Here is a 17,638-nt window from a genome sequence, read left to right as displayed (position 1 = left end):
CTCCGCTTTGGCTCCGCCCCCGCCCTGTTCCCGTGTCCCCAAGGGCAGGACGGCGTCTCTCAAAGCACGAGAGAAACCAGCGCCAACGAACTTTGACGATCCCCCTCCGCATACACACGCTCCAAAAACGCCTTGCCTGGTGGTGGTTCTATCGGTTTGTTCTCGCCGGATTGAGTATTCGCCGCGTGGGCAACGACGGGCGCCAACATCGCCCACAGAATAAGCACAAGAATTTCGCGCGGGCCACCACGCTGGAATGCCGAGTCGACTTTCATTTTCACCCTCCCAGTGTTCTCGCTTTTTCCCCTGCCGTAGTGTCTGAACACTAGGTCAACGCAAAGCTGCCCGATGCTCGAGGTGAATCCCCACCGCCGCCATGCGTAATTTCCCCATCCTGCAAGACCTGACAGGATGGAATACCCGAGGCGGGAATTCACGAATTCATAGGGCCGGTCAGCAGCCAAATCCCCCTGGGTCAGCCTTTCAAGACGCGCACGTTTGCTCCGCGCAATCCTCTGCGCACTCCGCCTCCACACCAGAGTTCTGACCCTCAGCGCCTACTCCCCTTGACCCCCAACAATCGCGCCGGCAACCCGAGCAGCGCGCGCAACAGGTCAAACAAAGCGTCCACGCTGATGCCGATCAGTCTGAAGGGCAGGCTCAAGAGCCACAAAACCGGCCACAGCAGCAGTGCCGCAAAGGCCAAGGGCCAGCACAAGACCAACAAAATCAGCCAGAGCAAGAAGTTCATGATGAGGTCCGCCCGGTTCCTATAAGTTGGCTCATCATAAAAATGCCGCTGTTGATTTGAGGCCGGTTTGCGACCAAACAGCGTTTGGTCGGCTCAGGCTGCTACGTCAAGGCCCATGGGAGCTGCCGCACCCGACTCCGGCAAGCTGATATAGCCTTGCGCAAGTGCCTGCGCCGCCAGGCTCAGGGCCAGCAAGATCGACCAGGCACGCTGCTTGCCTTCTTCATTCAAGTACCGCCGTCCTCACAAGAAACAAAAAATCAAAACGGACGCAGAGCGAACAGCCGAGGCCCGCGGAGCTCGCAAAGGACATCGCCAAAGCCTTGCCGATCTCAGCGCGCTCCGCGTCTCTCTGCGGCCTCTGCGTCCCGTGTTTCTTCGCGAACGCAGGGCGCCGATAGGTGCCTGGGATGCTCTCAAGAAAGGAATGGGCCGCCCCGACCTATCTGGACCCCCTCGGGTGGACGACGCAGGTCGTCGGCCTGGGAGCCCTCAGAAGGCGCGGTTGTGTGGGCCGAATCTAGGCTTCTCACCACGCGCTAACTGACTGTGACCGCTGTACACCTGAGCTGACAATTTGAGCCCTGTTTGGCAAGCAGCTAGGATCGCGGCATGAACATAAGCGCACTGATTTTCTCTGCAGCCCAACTGCTCGCCGTCCTTGGCGCAAGCGCGGCGGACTCGCGCGGCGGACCCTCCATCAACAGCATCGGCATGCAGCTGGTGCACATCCCAGCGGGCGACTTCATCATGGGCAGCGAGGAGTCCGCCGACAGCTTAGCCAAGGCATATCCGCAACTGCCGCGCGAGCGCTTCGACAAACTGCAGGACGAGGCACCGCTCCACCGCGTGCGCATCAGCCGCGACTTCTGGGTCGGCGCGCATGAGGTCACGCGGGGCGAGTTTCGCCGCTTCGTCCAGGCGACCAGTTATGTGCCGGAATCGATCCAGGACGGCAGCGGCGCTTACGGCTACCGCAAGGACTACGACCCCAGCACGACCGCGCGCGGCGACGCCTTCGAGGGCCGCGACCCGCGCTACTCTTGGCTGAACCCGGGCTTCGCACAGACCGACTCGCACCCGGTCGTCAACATCACTTACGCGGACGCGCTGGCCTTCGCCGCCTGGTTGAGCCGGCTAGAAGGCCAACACTACCGCCTGCCGACTGAAGCCGAATGGGAATACGCGGCCCGCGCCGGCACGCGCACGCGCTACCACTCGGGCGACGACCCGGCCTCGCTGCTGAGTGCCGCCAATGTGTTCGACGCCGACAGCGCGATCAACTGGCCGCGCTGGCGAGACATGGCCTTGACCGGCTCCGACGGCTACGCCTTCACCGCGCCGGTCGGGAGCTTCGCCCCCAATGCCTGGGGCCTGTTTGATATGCACGGCAACGCCTGGGAATGGGTGTCGGACTGGCATGGCGATGATTACTACGCCCAGTCGCCCGTGCTCGACCCGCAAGGCCCGGCCACCGGGGATGTGCGCGTGCGGCGCGGCGGCTCCTGGCACACCTGGCCGTTTTACGCCCGTGCCAGCTACCGCAACTACAACGCACCCAGCACGCGCTACACCTTGCTGGGCTTTCGTCTGGTGCGTGAAGTCAGCGACGCGGACAAGCCATGAACTCGCTCACGCAAAAGTGATCAAGCCGGCGTTCGCTGGCGAATCAAGATGCGGCAAGGTGTTGAAGGTCAACAAGGCATGGCGTTTGGGATTGAAGCTGAATTCGGTCACCGCGCTATTGCGTATGCGCAGATTCAGGTCGATGACGGCCTCGTTCGGCGTTTGCAGCAGCTGGCCGACGGCGGTCGCAATCGGCCCGCCGCTGGACACCAGCAGGACATGGCCCTCGCAGTGCTCGCGCACATGGGCCAGAGTCGCCACCACGCCGGCCGAAAACTCCGCATAGCTGGCCATGCCCTGCGGCTGCGTCTGGCCGGACATCCAAGCCCGCAGGCCCACACGCAGCAGGCGGAAATAGCGGCGCGCCGATTCCGCGTCGCTGGGCCGCTCCAGCTCGCCGCTGTACACGCTGCGGATCAAGGCCTCGCCGTCATATTCATTCAAGCCGGGACGGATCTGCACGGCGGGCAAATCGACCTGCCCCAGGCCGGCGGCAATGCCGGCCAGCGACTGCGCATGGCGCTTCAGACCCCCGCTCATGACCGCGTCAAAGCGCAAACCTCGGCTGCGCCAGTAAGCGCCCAAGGCCTGGCACTGGCGCTCACCGATGCCGCTCAATTGGTCATAGTCGACGGCACCCAAAGAGGCCTGACCATGGCGGACAAGGTAGAGAGTTCCCATGTGCAACATCATCGGGCCAAGGCTGGTGCCGGGCTGTCACGCGAGCGACCCTGGTGACCTTCGCCATTGCAGGGTTGGCACCAACACAGGGCCCTCGCTCGCCATCCGCCCGCCATCCGCCCGCCGCACACCATGGCGGTGCGCACCGCCATGGACCAGCGGGTCAGTCTTGACTCATCACGATCAACCACTGCCCCTCACCCAAAACATCGGCGTCCACCGCATGCAAGCTGAAACTCAGGTGGGTGCCGCGCGCCGCTACGGGCTCACGCCGCGCGGCCAACGTGGGGTTGAGGCGGCTGGGCTTTTGGGCCAACACCGTCAAGTCCACCGCCTGCGCCCCGACCCGCCGACGCAGGGCCTCGCGGTGCATCCACAACAGCAACTCCGGCGGCAAATAGCCGCGTTCAAAATGCCCACCGACGAAGTACTCGGCCATCAAGCTGCGCGCCAAAGCGGTCCGCCACAGGCAGCGGCCGTCCGCCTCCGCCACGGTCAGGCAGGCATAGCCGAAGGCGTCCAAGGCGGCGCGTGGTGCTTCTACGCCGGCAGTGACACCGGGGCTGAGCGTGGGAGCGGGCACTGAGTTCATAGGCCAAGTCAGCATGCAAGCGGCGTGCCAATCCATCTGCCGCCGGCATGTCTGTGCTTTTCGCCTTCTTTTCGCCTGCATTTCCGGCGATCAAAAGTGATCAAGGCCCGGCCACAAGCCTTAGAGTTCAGGCACCATGCCAGGGTTTGTCTTTGAGCGGCAAACCGCCTTTGGCATGGCGCCCTCTCCCCTTGCCTTGACCTTTTTGTAAAGCCCTACCCCGCTACCCATGGATCGATTGGCCGAGCAGGTGGTGGCATGGCATAACCGCCATCCACTCGCCAAGCGCATCACCATTTACGACGTCCACACGATCGGTGTCGTCGCCCTGCCGTTCATGCGCAATGCGCAGGCCGATGCGGCTGCGCGCAGGCCTGGCGCCAGAGGCAAGGTCGAGCCGGTATTGACGGATGCGATCTCAGCCGAGAGCCTGGCCGCCGCCTGGGACGACGAGGGCCTGACGATTGCCGTCAACCCCAATGCCGCCCACCTTGACGCACTGGCTGACCAGGAGCCCCTGCCAAATCAGGGCCAACCGGCCTGGCGCGCCCTGCTGAGCCGCCTGCTGTTTTGGCGCAAGCCGGCCGGCGTTGATGCGGCGGCCAAGTCGTGGCCGGTCTTCAGCGAGCGTTTCGTCAGCCACCTGTCATCGCGGCGAATTGCCGCGTTCGCCCAAGCCCATGGCTACAGCAAGCAGCCGGGCGACGCCACCTGGCCCCAACGCATCGTCCCGATCGACGAGACGCTGATGGAGAACGGCACGGCGAGCGGCGCGGCAAGCGGCGGCGCCTGGCCGTTCGAGCTCTATGTGATGAGTGCGGCCATCGATGCCGGCCGCTCGCGCAGCCGCATCCTGATCGGCCAGGGGCGCCAGCCGGACATCATCGGGCGCCGGTGCCTGAGCCCGCGCCGCTTGGGGCTGGTCGCCCTGCTGTTGCTGGCCGTGCTCGGTGCCGGTGCCGGCTTGCTGCTGCCCGTCGCCAAGAAGCAGCAACCGGCGGCCAAGGTCGAGGAGCCGGTGGCTGCGGCAGCCTCAGTCGCTTCGGCAGCCTCCGCTGTTTCAGCCATCGCGGCCACGCCTGCATCGGCTGCGGCCATGGCGCCGGGGCCCGAGCCGGTGGCTTCTGCGCCTATCGCCGCAGCCAGCATGGCCCTAGCGGCCAGCGCAGCCACGGCGCCGCCCTCACCGGCAGCGATGGCAAGCGCACCAGCGCAGGCGCCTGAAGAAAACAACCCTCCGCGGCCCGATATCAGGCCCATGTTCGTCAAGCCAATTCCGGGCCGCAGTGCGCCACCGCTGGGTGCGAAGCCTAAGGAAGAGCAGACGCTCGCCGACATAAAAATGCCGCCCGAGCCCGAAGCCAAGTCCGCACCCGCACCCGCACCCGCATTGGCACCCGCACCCGAACCAATTGACCTCGGCCTCCCCAAGCCCAAGGCCAAGTCGGCGCCGCCGCATGCTGCCCAACCCAAACTCAGCTCGGCCGCCGAGCCGGCGTCGACAGCGGCGGTGGTGCCTGAGCCAGCCAACCCCAAGGCCGTCGCCAAAGCCAAGGCCTTGGTCAACAAGCCCGTCGTCGCCTTGGTCGGCCCGGTCAGCGCCAACAAGGCCGATGCCGAAGCCACCCTGGCCCGCATGCGCAATATGCTGGCCCCGTCGCAAGGCGGTGCGGGCGGCGCGGCGCTGCAGGCCCAGGTGTTTCAAACCCCCGAGGGTTGGCGCCCAGCGGTCTGGCCCTTTGCTAGCCGCGAGGAAGCGCAGCTGATCAACGCCACCTTGATCGCGCGCGGCATGCGCACGCGGGCGGTGGATTTTTAGGAACGGTAGTCGGCGTTGATGCGGACGTAATCAACGCTCAAATCGCAAGTCCACACGGTGGCCGAGGCCGGGCCGCGATGGAGGCTGACGCGCACCGTGATCTCGCTTTGCTTCATCACGCGGGAGCCGTCTTCCTCACGATAAGCCGGGTGGCGCCCGCCGGCTTGCACCACCAAGACCTCATCCAGATGCATATCGATCAGGGTCTGGTCCAGATCATGGATGCCGGCATAGCCGACCGCCGCCAGGATGCGGCCCAGATTCGGGTCGCTGGCGAAAAAGGCCGTCTTGACCAGCGGGGAATGCGCAATCGCATAGGCCGCCAATTTGCACTCGGCCTCGCTGCGGCCACCTTCGACGATGATGGTGATGAATTTGGTCGCGCCCTCGCCGTCGCGCACGATGGCTTGCGCCAATTGCTGCGACAGCTCAATCAGCGCAGCGCGCAAGACCTGGCCCTCGGCCGAGTCCAGCGACTCGATACGGGCGTGCTTGGCCTGGTGGGTGGCAATCAGCACGAAGGAGTCATTGGTGGAGGTGTCGCCGTCGATCGTGATGCGGTTGAATGAGGCGTCAGCGGCTTCGGTCACCAGCGCTTGCATCAGTGCCGGGTTGATGTTGGCGTCGGTCGCCACATAGCCCAGCATGGTCGCCATATTCGGGCGAATCATGCCGGCGCCCTTGGAGATGCCGGTGAGGGTGACCGTTTGGCCCTGAATCTGAATCTGCCGCGACGCGGCCTTGGGCAGCGTATCGGTGGTCATGATGCCCAAGGCGGCCTCGCCCCAAGCGTCGGCGCGCAAGGCCTTCAGCGCGGCGGGCAGGCCTTTGATGATGCGATCGACCGGCAGCGTCTCCATGATCACGCCGGTCGAAAACGGCAAGATCTGCTCCGGCGCCACGCCCATCAACTCGGCCAGCGCTGCGCAGCTTTGTTGCGCCCGCGCCAGGCCGTCGGCGCCGGTGCCGGCATTGGCATTGCCGGTGTTGACCAGGATCGCGCGGATGGCTTGGCCCGCGGCCAGATGCTGGCGGCAAAGCTGCACGGGTGCTGCGCAAAAGCGGTTGCTGGTGAAAACGCCGGCGACGCTGCTGCCCTCGACCAACTCGATCACGCTGAGGTCACGTCGGTCGGCCTTGCGTATGCCGGCCATCGTGACACCCAAACGGACGCCGGGCACGGCATGCAAGGAGGCGGGATCGGGTGCATGGAGATTGACGGGCATGGCGGCTTGAATCCGGGCAGAAAAGGTGGCCAGATTGTAGGGGCGCAGGCTCAAGTCGCTCTGCCCAACTCTGCCCAAGCAAGCGAGCTTGTGTTCATCCCCTTCATCCCCTCCATCCTGGCAAAAATTCTTCCCTGTAGGCATGGATTGACAGCGCCAGGCCGTTGCTGCCGGTCTCGCCAGCATTTGCATGTTGCAGTCAAAGGCAAAACATTTCAGCCTGGATGGAGGGGATGAAGGGGATGAATGCAGCTGGCTCTTACCAATGGCGTTTACTCGCTGACATGAGCATGCGCTCGATATAAACCTCAGGCGCGATCAAGCGACAAATGCTCAAGCCAGCAGCCGATACCCCACCGCCGTCTCGGTCAGCAGATGCTTGGGCGCCGCCGGCACCGCCTCCAGCTTCTGGCGCAGATTGCCCATATAGACGCGCAGATAGTGGTTGTCTTCCACATGGCTCGGCCCCCAGACGGCTTTGAGCATCTGCCTGTGGGTCAGTACCTTGCCGGCGTTAGCAATCAGATGCGTCAAGAGCCGGTATTCCAGCGGCGTCAAATGCACGGCAGCACCCGCGCGCAGCACCCGGCGCAGAGCCAAGTCCACCTCCACCTCACCGAAACGAAACAGGGTCTGCGCCGGCTCGTCGCCGCTGGCCTTGGCCATCGCCTGGCTGCGCCGCTGGGCCACCCGCACCCGCGCCATCAGCTCGCCAACGCCAAACGGTTTGCACAAATAGTCATCAGCGCCGGCATCCAGCGCGGCGATCTTGTCGGCCTCGTTGGTGCGGGCCGACAGCACGATCACCGCCACGCCCGACCAGGCGCGCAGATCGCGCAAGTAGTTGAGCCCGTCGTCATCGGGCAGGCCCAGATCCAAGATGACCAGGTCGGGGCGGCGCGTGCCGGCGTCCACCAGGCCTTGGCGCACCGTGTCCGCCTCATGCACCTGCCAACCCTCCGCCTCCAGCGCCATGCGCACAAAGCGCCGAATACTGGGTTCGTCTTCAACGATCAGTGCGACCGGATGCGGCTCACTCATGCTGGCTCTTTTCCGTTCATTTCAATCTCACCGTCAACATCGATCGTTAGCACCGGCGGCTGGCCCAGCGGCAGGCTCAGGATAAAGCTGGCACCGCCGCCGGCCAGATTCTCGGCCCGAATGCTGCCGCCATGGGCTTGCACAATGGCGCGGCAAATCGCCAGGCCCAGGCCCACGCCCGGCGTGCTGCTCTCGCGCTCGCCGCGGCTGAACTTGGCGAACAGCTGCTCCTCGCGGCCGGGCGGCAGACCCGGGCCATTGTCGGAAACGCGCAGCAACAAGTCGTCAGCTGGCCCCAGCTCGGCCGTCAAGCTCAAGCTGCTGCCGAGCGGCGTGTACTTGAGCGCGTTCTCCAACAAATTGCACAGCACCCGCTCCATCAGCGCCGCGTCCAGATGCAATAAGGGCAGGCCGGGCGGGAACTGCAGCGTCAGCGGATGGCCGGCGAGCGCCGGCTGCAGCGCTTGCAGCGCCGTGCCCACCACCTCCTCGATCGGCTGCCACTGCAAATTCAGCCGCACCGCGCCGCTTTGCAGGCGCGCCATGTCGAGCAGATTGTTGACCATGGCGCTGATGCGCTGGGCTTGGCTCTGCAGGCTCTCGCCGAGCTCGCGGGCCTGGGCTGGCAGATCGTCCATGCGCACAAGGGTCTGGGCCAGGCCGTAAACCACCGCCAGCGGCGTGCGCAGATCATGCGACAGTGCCGACAGCAGCGAATTGCGCAGCCGTTCGCCCTCGATATGAACCAGCGCCTCTTGCGCCACTTCCACATAATGCACACGTTCCAGGGCTTGACCGATGATGCGGGCATAGGTTTCCAGCTGCGCGCGAAGCTCGGGCAACATCACACTGCGGCTGCTCAGCGGCTTCAGCGCCAGCACGCCGCGCGTGCGCATCGGTGCGGCCAAAGGCAGGTAGAACCAGGCGCTGCCGGGCAAGGTGTCGGTGCTGAGACCGGCGGCTTGCGATTGATCTTGCGCCCAGCGCGCGGTGCCCAGGTCGGGTTGCTCGCTGATGGGCAGCAAGCTCTGGCGCGGTGAAGGCTGCAGCTGATCTTGCAAGTCCAGCGTGTAGAGCAGCGCTTCCCCGCGCACCTCCTCGGCCAAAGCGCTTTCAGCCACCTGCAGCACCGCCTCGGTCTCCAAGGCCCCGGCCAGATCGCTGGTTAGCTCAAACAGCGCGCGCGCACGTGCCTCCCGGTCGGCGGCCACTTGCGCCTGATAGCGCAGGCCGGCGGTCAGCTGGCCAATGATCAAGCCCACCGCCAGCATCACCGCAAAGGTCAGCAGGTATTGCACATCGGAAACCGCAAAACTCAGCTTGGGCTCGATGAAGAAAAAGTCGAACAGCCCGACACTCACAAAGCTCGCCAGCACCGCCGGCCCACGCCCCAAGCGCAGTGCCACACCGACCACCGCCAGCAAAAACAGCATGACGATATTGGACTGCGCAAAAGTCTGCTGCAGCGGCCAGCTGAGCAAGGCCACGGCGGCGCAGGCGGCGGCCGAAAGACCATAGCGGCCGGCCAGCGACTGCCATTGCCGCTCACGCTGCTGCTCATCCTGCTCGACCAGCGACTCGCGGCGCTGCAGCTGTGGTGATGTCAGCGCCACCGAGATCAAGTCCAGCTCCGGCGCGTCATGGGCGATCTGCGATGCCAGCTCACGTGCCCCTAGCCAGCGCCGCCAGCCCGGCAGCGCTGCGCTGCGGCCGAGCACCAGCTTGGAAAGATTGTGCTCACGCGCATGCAGGATCAAGGCCGGGGCCAGGTCTTGCGCGGCCAACACGGCGGTGTTCGCGCCTAACTCATGAGCCAGACGCACCACGCGCAAGATACGCTCGCGCTGGACATCGGGCAGGCGCTGCAGCGCCGGCGTCTCCACATACACCGCATGCCAGGACACATTGAGCTGCTGGGCCAACTGAGCGGCGCTGCGCACCACGCTCTCGGCTGCCGGCGTAGGGCCGATCGCGCAGAGAATGGCGGCCTCGGTCTTCCAGACCTGGCTGATGCGCTCATTGCTGCGCCAGGTCTGCACATCGTCTTCCACCCTATCGGCGGTGCGGCGCAGCGCCAGCTCGCGCAAGGCCATCAGATTGCCCTTGCGGAAGAAATTCTTGGCCGCCCGTTCGGCCTGTGGACCGACGTAAACCTTGCCCGCCGACAAACGTGCCAGCAACTCGTCGGCCGGCGTGTCCACCATCACGACCTCGTCGGCACGGTCGAAAAACGTATCGGGCAGGGTCTCCTGCACACGCACACCGGTGATGCCGCCGACCACATCGTTGAGGCTTTCCAGATGCTGGACATTCAAGGTCGAGTAGACATTGATGCCATTGGCGAGCAACTCCTCCACATCCTGCCAGCGCTTAGGGTGGCGCGATCCCGGCGCATTCGAATGCGCCAGTTCGTCGACCAGGATCAGTGCCGGGTGCTTGGCCAGCGCGGCGTCAAGGTCGAACTCAGGCAGCGACTTGCCGCGGTATTCCACCGCTTTCAACGCCAGCTGCGGCAGGCCCTCGAACATCGCCGCTGTCTCGCTGCGCCCATGCGTGACCACCACGCCGGCCAGCACATCGAGCCCTTCGGCCTGCAGCTTGCGCGCGGCCTGCAGCATTGCGTAAGTTTTGCCGACGCCGGCCGAGGAGCCGAAATAGATGCGCAGCTTGCCGCGCGCGGCGGCGCTTTCGGCCGCCCGAATCTGTGCCAACAAGGCGTCGGGGTTGGGGCGATGCGGGTCGGTCATGCGTCGATTCTCGGTGAAGCAAGGGGTCAGGTCTTGCCCGCATCCAGCGCCAGATTGAGTTTGAGCACATTGACGCGCGGCTCGCCCAGCAATTGCAAGTCACGGACCTCGGTATTCGCTTCGATCAGGCGCAGCAGCTCCTTTTGCGCGAGCTGGCGTTCGCGTGCGACACGTGCGACCTGGTAGCGGGCGGCGGCCATGCTGATATGAGGATCCAGGCCGCTGGCCGAAGCCGTGACCAAATCGACCGGAATCGGCAATTGATTCTCCGGATCAGCCGCCTTCAGCGCCTCAACACGCGCTTGCACGGCAGCGGCCAGGGCCGGGTTCAACGGGCCCTGGTTGGAGCCCGAGGAGCCGCCGGCGTTGTTCGCCATCGGCGCGGTGGCCGAAGGGCGGCCCCAGAAGTACTTGGGTGAAGTGAAGCTTTGCCCGATCAGCGCGGAGCCGACCGGCTTGCCGTCTTTACTCGCTATCAGCGAGCCGGCGGCTTGCTTGGGGAACAGGGCCTGGCCCACGCCGGTCACCAGCATGGGGTAGAACACACCGGTCACTAGGCTCAGCAAGGCAAAGCTGACGAGGGCGGGACGAAGATGTTTGATCAACATGATGAAGTAACTCCTTAAACCAAGTGCAGGCCGACCAGCATCTGATCAATGGCCTTGATGCCGATGAAGGGCACGATCAGGCCGCCGAGGCCGTAGATCGCCAGATTGCGGCGCAGCAGTGCGGCGGCACCAATGGCGCGGTAGGCCACGCCCTTCAGCGCCAGCGGGATCAGCGCAATGATGATCAGCGCGTTGAAGATCACCGCCGACAAAATCGCCGACGACGGGCTGTGCAAGCCCATCACATTGAGGCTGCTGAGCTGTGGGTAGACGCCCACAAACATGGCCGGGATGATGGCGAAATACTTGGCCACATCGTTGGCGATCGAGAAGGTCGTTAGGGACCCGCGCGTCATCAACAGCTGCTTGCCGGTCTCGACGATTTCCAGCAGCTTGGTCGGATTGCTGTCCAGATCCACCATATTGCCGGCTTCCTTGGCCGCTTGCGTGCCGGTGTTCATGGCCACCGCCACATCGGCTTGCGCCAGAGCCGGCGCGTCATTGGTGCCGTCGCCGGTCATCGCGACCAGGCGACCCTCGGCCTGGTAATCGCGGATCAGCTGCAGCTTGGCTTCGGGCGTGGCCTCGGCAAGGAAGTCGTCGACACCGGCTTCGGCCGCGATCGCCGCAGCGGTGAGCTTGTTGTCGCCGGTGATCATCACCGTCTTGATGCCCATACGGCGCAGCTCGGCAAAACGGGCCTTGATGCCGCCTTTGACGATGTCCTTCAGTTCGACCACGCCCAGAATCCTAGCGCCGTCCGCCACCGCTAACGGTGTGCTGCCACGGCGTGCGACGTCGTCGATGGCCACCTGTACTTCCTTGGGCACGCTGCCACCGAGCGACTCGACATGCCGGCGAATCGCGTCACCGGCGCCCTTGCGGATCATGCGGCCGCCGGCCAGGTCGACGCCGCTCATGCGGGTCTGCGCGGTGAAGGGCACGAAGACCGCATCCAGACCGCTCATCTCACGCTCGCGCAGATTGAACCGCGTCTTGGCCAGCACCGCGATGCTGCGGCCTTCGGGCGTTTCATCGGCCAGCGAGGCCAGTTGTGCGGCGTCGGCCAATTGCTGCTCGCTCACGCCCGGTGCCGGCACAAAGGCGCTGGCCTGGCGATTGCCCAGGGTGATGGTGCCGGTCTTGTCCAGCATCAGCACGTCCACATCACCGGCGGCTTCGACCGCGCGGCCCGATGTGGCGATCACATTCGCTTGCATCATGCGGCTCATGCCGGCCACGCCGATGGCCGAAAGCAGGCCGCCGATGGTGGTCGGGATCAGGCAGACCAGCAGGGCCACCAAGGCGGTGATGGAGACCACGGTGCCCGAGCCAGCGGCGGTCACACTGAAGATCGAGAACGGCAGCAGCGTCACCGTGACGACCAGGAACACCAGCGTCAACGCCACCAGCAAAATCGTCAGCGCGATCTCATTCGGCGTCTTCTGGCGTTTGGCGCCCTCCACCATAGCGATCATGCGGTCGAGGAAGGATTCGCCCGGATTGACGCTGATGCGCACCACCAACCAGTCGGACAGCACGCGGGTGCCGCCAGTGACCGATGAAAAGTCGCCGCCGGACTCGCGGATGACGGGCGCCGATTCGCCGGTGATGGCGCTTTCGTCCACCGAAGCGACGCCCTCAATAACTTCACCATCAAGCGGGATCATGTCGCCAGTTTCCACCAGCACGATATTGCCCTTGCGCAACTCGCCCGACTGCATCGGATGCCATTGCGAGCCGTACTTCGGTTCATGCAACTTCTTGGCCCAGGTGCTGGTCTTCAAGCCGCGCAGCGAAGCCGCTTGGGCCTTGGAGCGCCCCTCGGCCAGCGACTCGGCGAAGTTGGCGAACAGCACCGTGAACCACAGCCACAGCGAGACGGCCAAGATGAAAGGCGAGCCTTCGGTGCCGGCGACGGCCGGGTCGAACAAGCTCATCAGCCACAGCAGCGTGGTCAGGCAGGAGCCGACATAGACCACGAACATGACCGGATTGCGCCACTGCGCGCTGGGCGAGAGTTTGACGAAGGATTGCACCAAGGCCGGTTTGACCAGCTTGGGGTCGAGCAGCGAAAAGCTGTCTTGAGTAGTTGTTGTCGTTGTAGTCATTTCATTTCCCTCAAACCTTCCAGAGCAGCAAGTGCTCGACGATGGGGCCGAGAGCCAGTGCGGGCACATAGTTGAGCAAGCCCACCAAGAGCACGGTGCCGATCAGCAAACCGACGAACAGCGGGCCATGCGTGCCCAGGGTGCCGGCACCCACCGGGATGCGCTTCTTGGCCGCCAGACTGCCGGCAATTGCCAGCACCGGCACGATGACGCCGAAGCGGCCCAACCACATAGCGATGCCCAGCAGCGTGTTGTAGAACGGTGTGTTGGCCGAGAGCCCTGCGAAGGCCGAGCCGTTGTTATTGCCCGCCGAGGTCAGCGCGTAAAGAATCTCGGAGAAGCCATGCGCGCCGGGGTTGGCAATGCCGGCGCGGCCGGCGTCCGTGAGCACCGCGATGGCCGTGCCAATCAAGACCACCAAGGGTGTGATGAGGATGGCGATGGACACCATCTTCATCTCATGGCTCTCGATCTTTTTTCCCAGGTACTCGGGTGTGCGGCCAATCATCAGGCCGGCAATGAAGACCGCCAGCATGGCAAACACCAGCATGCCGTAAAGGCCGGTGCCGACGCCGCCGAACACCACCTCGCCGAGCTGCATCATCACCAACGGCACCAGGCCGCCGATCGGCGTCATCGAGTCATGCATGCTGTTCACCGCGCCGCAGGAAGCGGCGGTGGTGATGACGGCAAACAGCGAGCTGGCATTGATGCCGAAGCGCGTTTCCTTGCCTTCCATATTGCCGCCGGCCTGCAGCTCGCTGCCGACCTGATCCACACCCTGGCTGGCCAGAATCGGGTTGCCGGCCTGCTCGGCGCCGGTGGCCACGACCACGCCAACGATGAACATCAGGCTCATTGCCGCCAGCACCGCCACGCCTTGGCGTGAATCGCCGACCATCTGCCCGAAGCTGAAGCACAGCGCCGCCGGGATCAGGAAGATCGCCAACATCTGCGCCAGATTCGACAGCGGGGTCGGGTTCTCAAACGGATGGGCCGAGTTGGCGTTGAAGAAACCACCGCCGTTGGTGCCCAGCATCTTGATGGCTTCCTGCGAAGCCACCGGCCCCATGGGCAACTGCTGGCCATGTTCGACACCGGCCACATTCACGTAGGCATCGAAGTTCTGAATCACGCCTTGCCCGACCAGAAAAATGGCGAACACGAACGACAGCGGCAACAAGACCCACAGCGTGATGCGGGTCAGATCGACCCAGAAGTTACCGATACTTTTTTCCAGCTTGCCCGCAAAGCCGCGAATCAGCGCGAACACGACCGCGATGCCGGTGGCGGCGGAAACAAAGTTCTGCACCGTCAGACCCAGCATTTGCGTTAAATAGCTCATGCTGGACTCGCCGCCATAGCCCTGCCAATTGGTATTGGTGACAAAGCTGATCGCGGTGTTGAAGGCCGAGTCCGGCGTGATCGCCCCGAAACCTTGCGGATTCAGCGGCAACACCGCCTGGAAGCGCTGCAGAAGGTAGACCGCCAGCACGCCGATGAAATTGAAAATTAGCAAGGCGAAGGCGTATTGCTTCCAGTGCATCCCGTCTTCGCCCTTGACGCCGGCGAGCTTGTAGAAACAGCCCTCGACGGCACACATCCAGCCCGGCAAGCGACCCTGCGCAACGGCGGTGAGCCAGCGCGAGAGCGGCCAGGCGGCCAACAGCAAAAGGCCCATGAAGAGGGCCAAATTGGTCCATCCCAAGCTATTCATATCAGAACTCCTCGGCGCGCAGCAAGGCCACGACCAAGTAGACGAAAAGCCCGGCAGCGGCCAAGCCGCTGATCCAGTACAAGGCGGTCATTGCTTGGCCTCCAGTTTGTGGGCGGCCACGGCCAAGCCGATTGCCAGGACAAAGACCAAGGCCGAAAGGCCCAGGAACAGCAGGTCCATGATTTCTTCTCCAACGGTTTTGCGATGGGAGAAGCTTAAGAAGCGCCGTCTCAAGGCGGCGTTGAGCTTGGGGCAGCCGGTATCAAGATTCTGTAAAGACGCTGCACTTCGGCCAGACGAAAAAAAAGAGCCGGCCCTCTCGGACCGGCTCCCTGGCTGGAGCGGTAAAGCCAAACGGCAAGTCAGCGCAAATTCATGCCGCCCCGCATCGCCTTGATCGCCCCCTCACCCATGGCCGCCCCAAAGCGCTTAGCCAGCCGTTCGGCGACGTTGTCGCGCGGCGTGTAGTCAATCACCTCTTCGGCCTTGACGACCTCGCGGGCCACAAAATCGAGATTGCCAAAATGGTCGGCCAAGCCCAGCGCAACCGCCTGCTCGCCGTTCCAAAACAGGCCGGAGAAGGTCTCCGGTGTTTCCTTCAGCCGCTTGCCGCGGCCCTCACGGACCACCGCGATGAACTGCTGGTGGATTTGGTCCAACATCGCCTGCGCAAAGGCCTGCTGTTTGGGGCTGACCGGCGTGAACGGATCCAGCATGCCCTTGTTGGCACCGGCGGTCAGCAAGCGGCGCTCGACGCCGAGTTTGCCCATCAGCTCGGTAAAGCCAAAGCCGTCCATCAAAACGCCGATCGAGCCGACCACCGAGGCCTTGTCCACATAGATCTCGTCCGCCGCAGCGGCAATGTAGTAGGCGCCCGAGGCGCACATCTCTTCGACCACCGCATAGACCTTTTTGCCATGCTTGAGCTTGAGGCGCTTGATCTCGTCATAGACGATGCCGGCCTGCACCGGGCTGCCGCCGGGCGAATTGATGCGCAAGACAATGGCCTGCGAGCCGCTGTCTTCGAACGCGCTCTTCAAGGCCGACAGCAACAACTCAGCGCTGGCTTCGGTGTCGGCCGCAATCTCGCCGCGCACCTCGACCAAGGCGGTGTGTGGCGCGATGGGGTTCTGCATATGGTGGCGTTGCAGGAAAATCGTCCACGCGGCCAAGGCGATCAGCGCCAACCAGATCAAGCGGAAAAGTAACTTCCAGCGCCGCTCATTGCGCCGGTCCAGCAAATACTCGCGGGCAAATTGAGCCAGCAAGGGCTCGTAGCCGGCGGCCGTGGCCGCAGCGGGTTTGGCCTCGATATAGGGGTCCGCAATCGGCTTGGGCAATTCGTTGTCGTTCATTGTCTTTTTAAACTTCCGTTCAATCTTCAAAAGCCGGCTTGGTATCGCGCGAAGGATACCAATAGACCTGGCCCGCGCGCTCCTGCACGTCGATCTTGGTCAAGCCGGTGCGGCCACACATGCCGGTCACGCAGCGGCCGGTCAGCGGGTCATAGACCGCGCCGTGGATGGAGCACATGATGAATTGCTTGTCGCCGTCAAGGAACTCGCCCTCTTGCCAGTCCATCTCGGTCGGCACATGGGCGCAGCGGTTCAGGTAGGCGACCACCTGGCCGTCAAAGCGCAGCGCGAAGGCTCGCGCCGGCTGGCGGTATTGCAGTACATCGAAGGTGTGAGCCTTGCCGCGTTCTAGCAGTTCGTCGGACGAGCAAAGAGGCAATGCGGGCGTGGTTTCGTTGGTGGGATTCATGTCAGGCATTCTTGATCAGCCAGTCAGTCAGATCGGGCACCGAATGTGCCACATGCAAGGGCGCAAACTCGCCAAAGCTGGCGTGGTCATGGGCGCCGTAGGAGACGCCGACGCTGGCCGTGCCGGCATTGCGGGCCATTTGCAGGTCATGGGTGGTGTCGCCAATCATCAAGCAGCGCTCGGGCTAGGCGCCAAACTCGCGTAGCAGCTCCACCAGCATCTGCGGGTTGGGCTTGCCTGCCGTCTCGTCGGCGGTGCGTGTGGCGTCAAACACGCCGCGCAGCGCGTCCACGTCCAAGACCTCATCCAGGCCGCGCCGGCTTTTGCCGGTCGCCACCGCCAGCCAATGGTGGCGGGCTTTCAGCGCAGCCAGCAGGTCCAGCACACCGTCAAACAGCGTCACCTGGTGTTGGGCGGCGAGGTAGTGATGGCGATAGCGCTGGCCCAGTTCGGGGTAGCGCTCAGGGCTCAGTTCCGGCACCGCGTAGGCCAAGGCTTCTTGCAGGCCCAGGCCGATCACATAGCTGGCCTGGGCCTGCGTGGGCTCGGCCAGGCCGAGGTCGACCGCGGCGGCCTGAATGCTGCGGGTGATCAAGGCGGTCGAGTCGAACAGCGTGCCGTCCCAATCAAACACGATCAGGTCAAACTGTTGAGGTCTCATGGCTTCTTCAGGGCAAGAATCAAATGTTCGCACTCGGCCGGCAAGGGCGCGGTCAATTCGATCTCGCCGCTGCCAGCTGGGTGCATGAAGCGCAAGCGCTTGGCATGCAGGAACATCCGCTCAAAACGGAGCGGTCCTCGCGCCAGGGCCCGGTTGGCCTCGAAGTCCCCGTACTTGGGGTCGCCGACGATGGCGTGCCCACCATAAGCCAGATGGACCCGAATCTGGTGCGTGCGGCCGGTCTTGATGGTCACATCAAGCAGGCTGTAACCATTCAAGCGCTGCGCCACCTTG

Annotated in this window: 16 protein-coding genes and 2 pseudogenes; 2 read left to right on the top strand and 16 right to left on the bottom strand. The window is 64.1% G+C overall.

Features of this window, described 5'->3' with window-relative positions; all coding sequences use genetic code 11:
* Positions 1 to 59: 59 nt before the first annotated feature.
* The 3 genes from RMO57_RS02160 to RMO57_RS02150 form a co-directional block, all read right to left on the bottom strand.
* Positions 60 to 275: a hypothetical protein gene (locus RMO57_RS02160; RefSeq protein WP_310383777.1), complete on the bottom strand. Its 216-nt coding sequence runs from the start codon at positions 273 to 275 to the stop codon at positions 60 to 62.
* 275 nt (positions 276 to 550) lie between these two features.
* The gene (locus RMO57_RS02155; RefSeq protein ID WP_310383775.1) at positions 551 to 751 is read right to left on the bottom strand and encodes a hypothetical protein; all 201 of its coding nucleotides are present in this window, start codon (positions 749 to 751) and stop codon (positions 551 to 553) included.
* A gap of 93 nt (positions 752 to 844) precedes the next feature.
* Complete coding sequence (locus RMO57_RS02150; RefSeq protein ID WP_310383774.1) at positions 845 to 982, bottom strand: hypothetical protein; 138 nt, start codon at positions 980 to 982, stop codon at positions 845 to 847.
* Between the two features lie 381 nt (positions 983 to 1,363).
* Between RMO57_RS02150 and RMO57_RS02145 the strand changes: the two genes are divergently transcribed.
* A complete protein-coding gene (locus tag RMO57_RS02145; RefSeq protein ID WP_310383772.1) occupies positions 1,364 to 2,377 on the top strand; it encodes a formylglycine-generating enzyme family protein in 1,014 nt (337 codons plus the stop codon).
* Between the two features lie 6 nt (positions 2,378 to 2,383).
* Here the strand turns inward: RMO57_RS02145 and RMO57_RS02140 are convergent, their stop codons facing one another.
* Together RMO57_RS02140 and RMO57_RS02135 are read right to left on the bottom strand one after the other, a co-directional pair.
* Positions 2,384 to 3,058, bottom strand: a complete 675-nt coding sequence (locus RMO57_RS02140) for a histidine phosphatase family protein (protein WP_310383770.1) — start codon at positions 3,056 to 3,058, stop codon at positions 2,384 to 2,386.
* Positions 3,059 to 3,221: 163 nt separating this feature from the next.
* Entirely contained in the window at positions 3,222 to 3,650 is a 429-nt protein-coding gene (locus RMO57_RS02135) for a hypothetical protein (RefSeq protein ID WP_310383769.1), read from the bottom strand.
* Between the two features lie 229 nt (positions 3,651 to 3,879).
* Here RMO57_RS02135 and RMO57_RS02130 point away from each other — a divergent pair, with 229 nt between their 5' ends.
* On the top strand, positions 3,880 to 5,469 hold the full coding sequence (locus RMO57_RS02130) for a hypothetical protein (protein ID WP_310383767.1): 1,590 nt from the start codon (positions 3,880 to 3,882) through the stop codon (positions 5,467 to 5,469).
* Here RMO57_RS02130 and argJ read toward each other — a convergent pair.
* The 11 genes and pseudogenes from argJ to RMO57_RS02075 form a co-directional block, all read right to left on the bottom strand.
* Positions 5,466 to 6,695, bottom strand: coding sequence for a bifunctional glutamate N-acetyltransferase/amino-acid acetyltransferase ArgJ (gene argJ / locus RMO57_RS02125; protein ID WP_310383765.1), 1,230 nt, complete (start codon positions 6,693 to 6,695; stop codon positions 5,466 to 5,468). The two genes, RMO57_RS02130 and argJ, sit on opposite strands and share 4 nt — an antisense overlap.
* A 333-nt stretch (positions 6,696 to 7,028) precedes the next feature.
* Positions 7,029 to 7,736 carry a two-component system response regulator KdpE gene (kdpE, locus tag RMO57_RS02120; protein WP_310383763.1) on the bottom strand — a complete coding sequence of 236 codons (708 nt, stop codon included), beginning with the start codon at positions 7,734 to 7,736 and terminating at the stop codon, positions 7,029 to 7,031.
* Complete coding sequence (locus tag RMO57_RS02115; protein ID WP_310383761.1) at positions 7,733 to 10,483, bottom strand: DUF4118 domain-containing protein; 2,751 nt, start codon at positions 10,481 to 10,483, stop codon at positions 7,733 to 7,735. The genes kdpE and RMO57_RS02115 overlap by 4 nt, the downstream gene beginning before the upstream one ends.
* Positions 10,484 to 10,509: 26 nt before the next feature.
* Positions 10,510 to 11,091: a potassium-transporting ATPase subunit KdpC gene (gene kdpC / locus RMO57_RS02110; protein WP_310383758.1), complete on the bottom strand. Its 582-nt coding sequence runs from the start codon at positions 11,089 to 11,091 to the stop codon at positions 10,510 to 10,512.
* Positions 11,092 to 11,105: 14 nt separating this feature from the next.
* Positions 11,106 to 13,202, bottom strand: a complete 2,097-nt coding sequence (gene kdpB, locus RMO57_RS02105) for a potassium-transporting ATPase subunit KdpB (protein WP_310383756.1) — start codon at positions 13,200 to 13,202, stop codon at positions 11,106 to 11,108.
* Positions 13,203 to 13,212: 10 nt separating this feature from the next.
* Entirely contained in the window at positions 13,213 to 14,919 is a 1,707-nt protein-coding gene (gene kdpA / locus RMO57_RS02100; protein WP_310383755.1) for a potassium-transporting ATPase subunit KdpA, read from the bottom strand.
* Between the two features lies 1 nt (position 14,920).
* Positions 14,921 to 15,010 carry a K(+)-transporting ATPase subunit F gene (gene kdpF, locus RMO57_RS02095; protein ID WP_310383754.1) on the bottom strand — a complete coding sequence of 30 codons (90 nt, stop codon included), beginning with the start codon at positions 15,008 to 15,010 and terminating at the stop codon, positions 14,921 to 14,923.
* A 271-nt stretch (positions 15,011 to 15,281) separates the two neighbouring features.
* Entirely contained in the window at positions 15,282 to 16,274 is a 993-nt protein-coding gene (locus tag RMO57_RS02090; RefSeq protein WP_310383753.1) for a S49 family peptidase, read from the bottom strand.
* A gap of 19 nt (positions 16,275 to 16,293) precedes the next feature.
* On the bottom strand, positions 16,294 to 16,683 hold the full coding sequence (locus RMO57_RS02085; protein WP_310383751.1) for a Rieske (2Fe-2S) protein: 390 nt from the start codon (positions 16,681 to 16,683) through the stop codon (positions 16,294 to 16,296).
* Position 16,684: 1 nt separating this feature from the next.
* Positions 16,685 to 17,344: pseudogene (locus RMO57_RS02080) on the bottom strand (HAD-IA family hydrolase).
* Positions 17,341 to 17,638 (bottom strand): annotated as a pseudogene (locus tag RMO57_RS02075) (RluA family pseudouridine synthase); the annotation flags it as partial. The pseudogenes RMO57_RS02075 and RMO57_RS02080, both read right to left, overlap by 4 nt.

The sequence above is a fragment of the Roseateles sp. genome (assembly GCF_031397715.1).
Lineage (GTDB): Bacteria > Pseudomonadota > Gammaproteobacteria > Burkholderiales > Burkholderiaceae_C > Paucibacter_A.
This window is presented reverse-complemented; position numbering and strand designations above follow the sequence as displayed.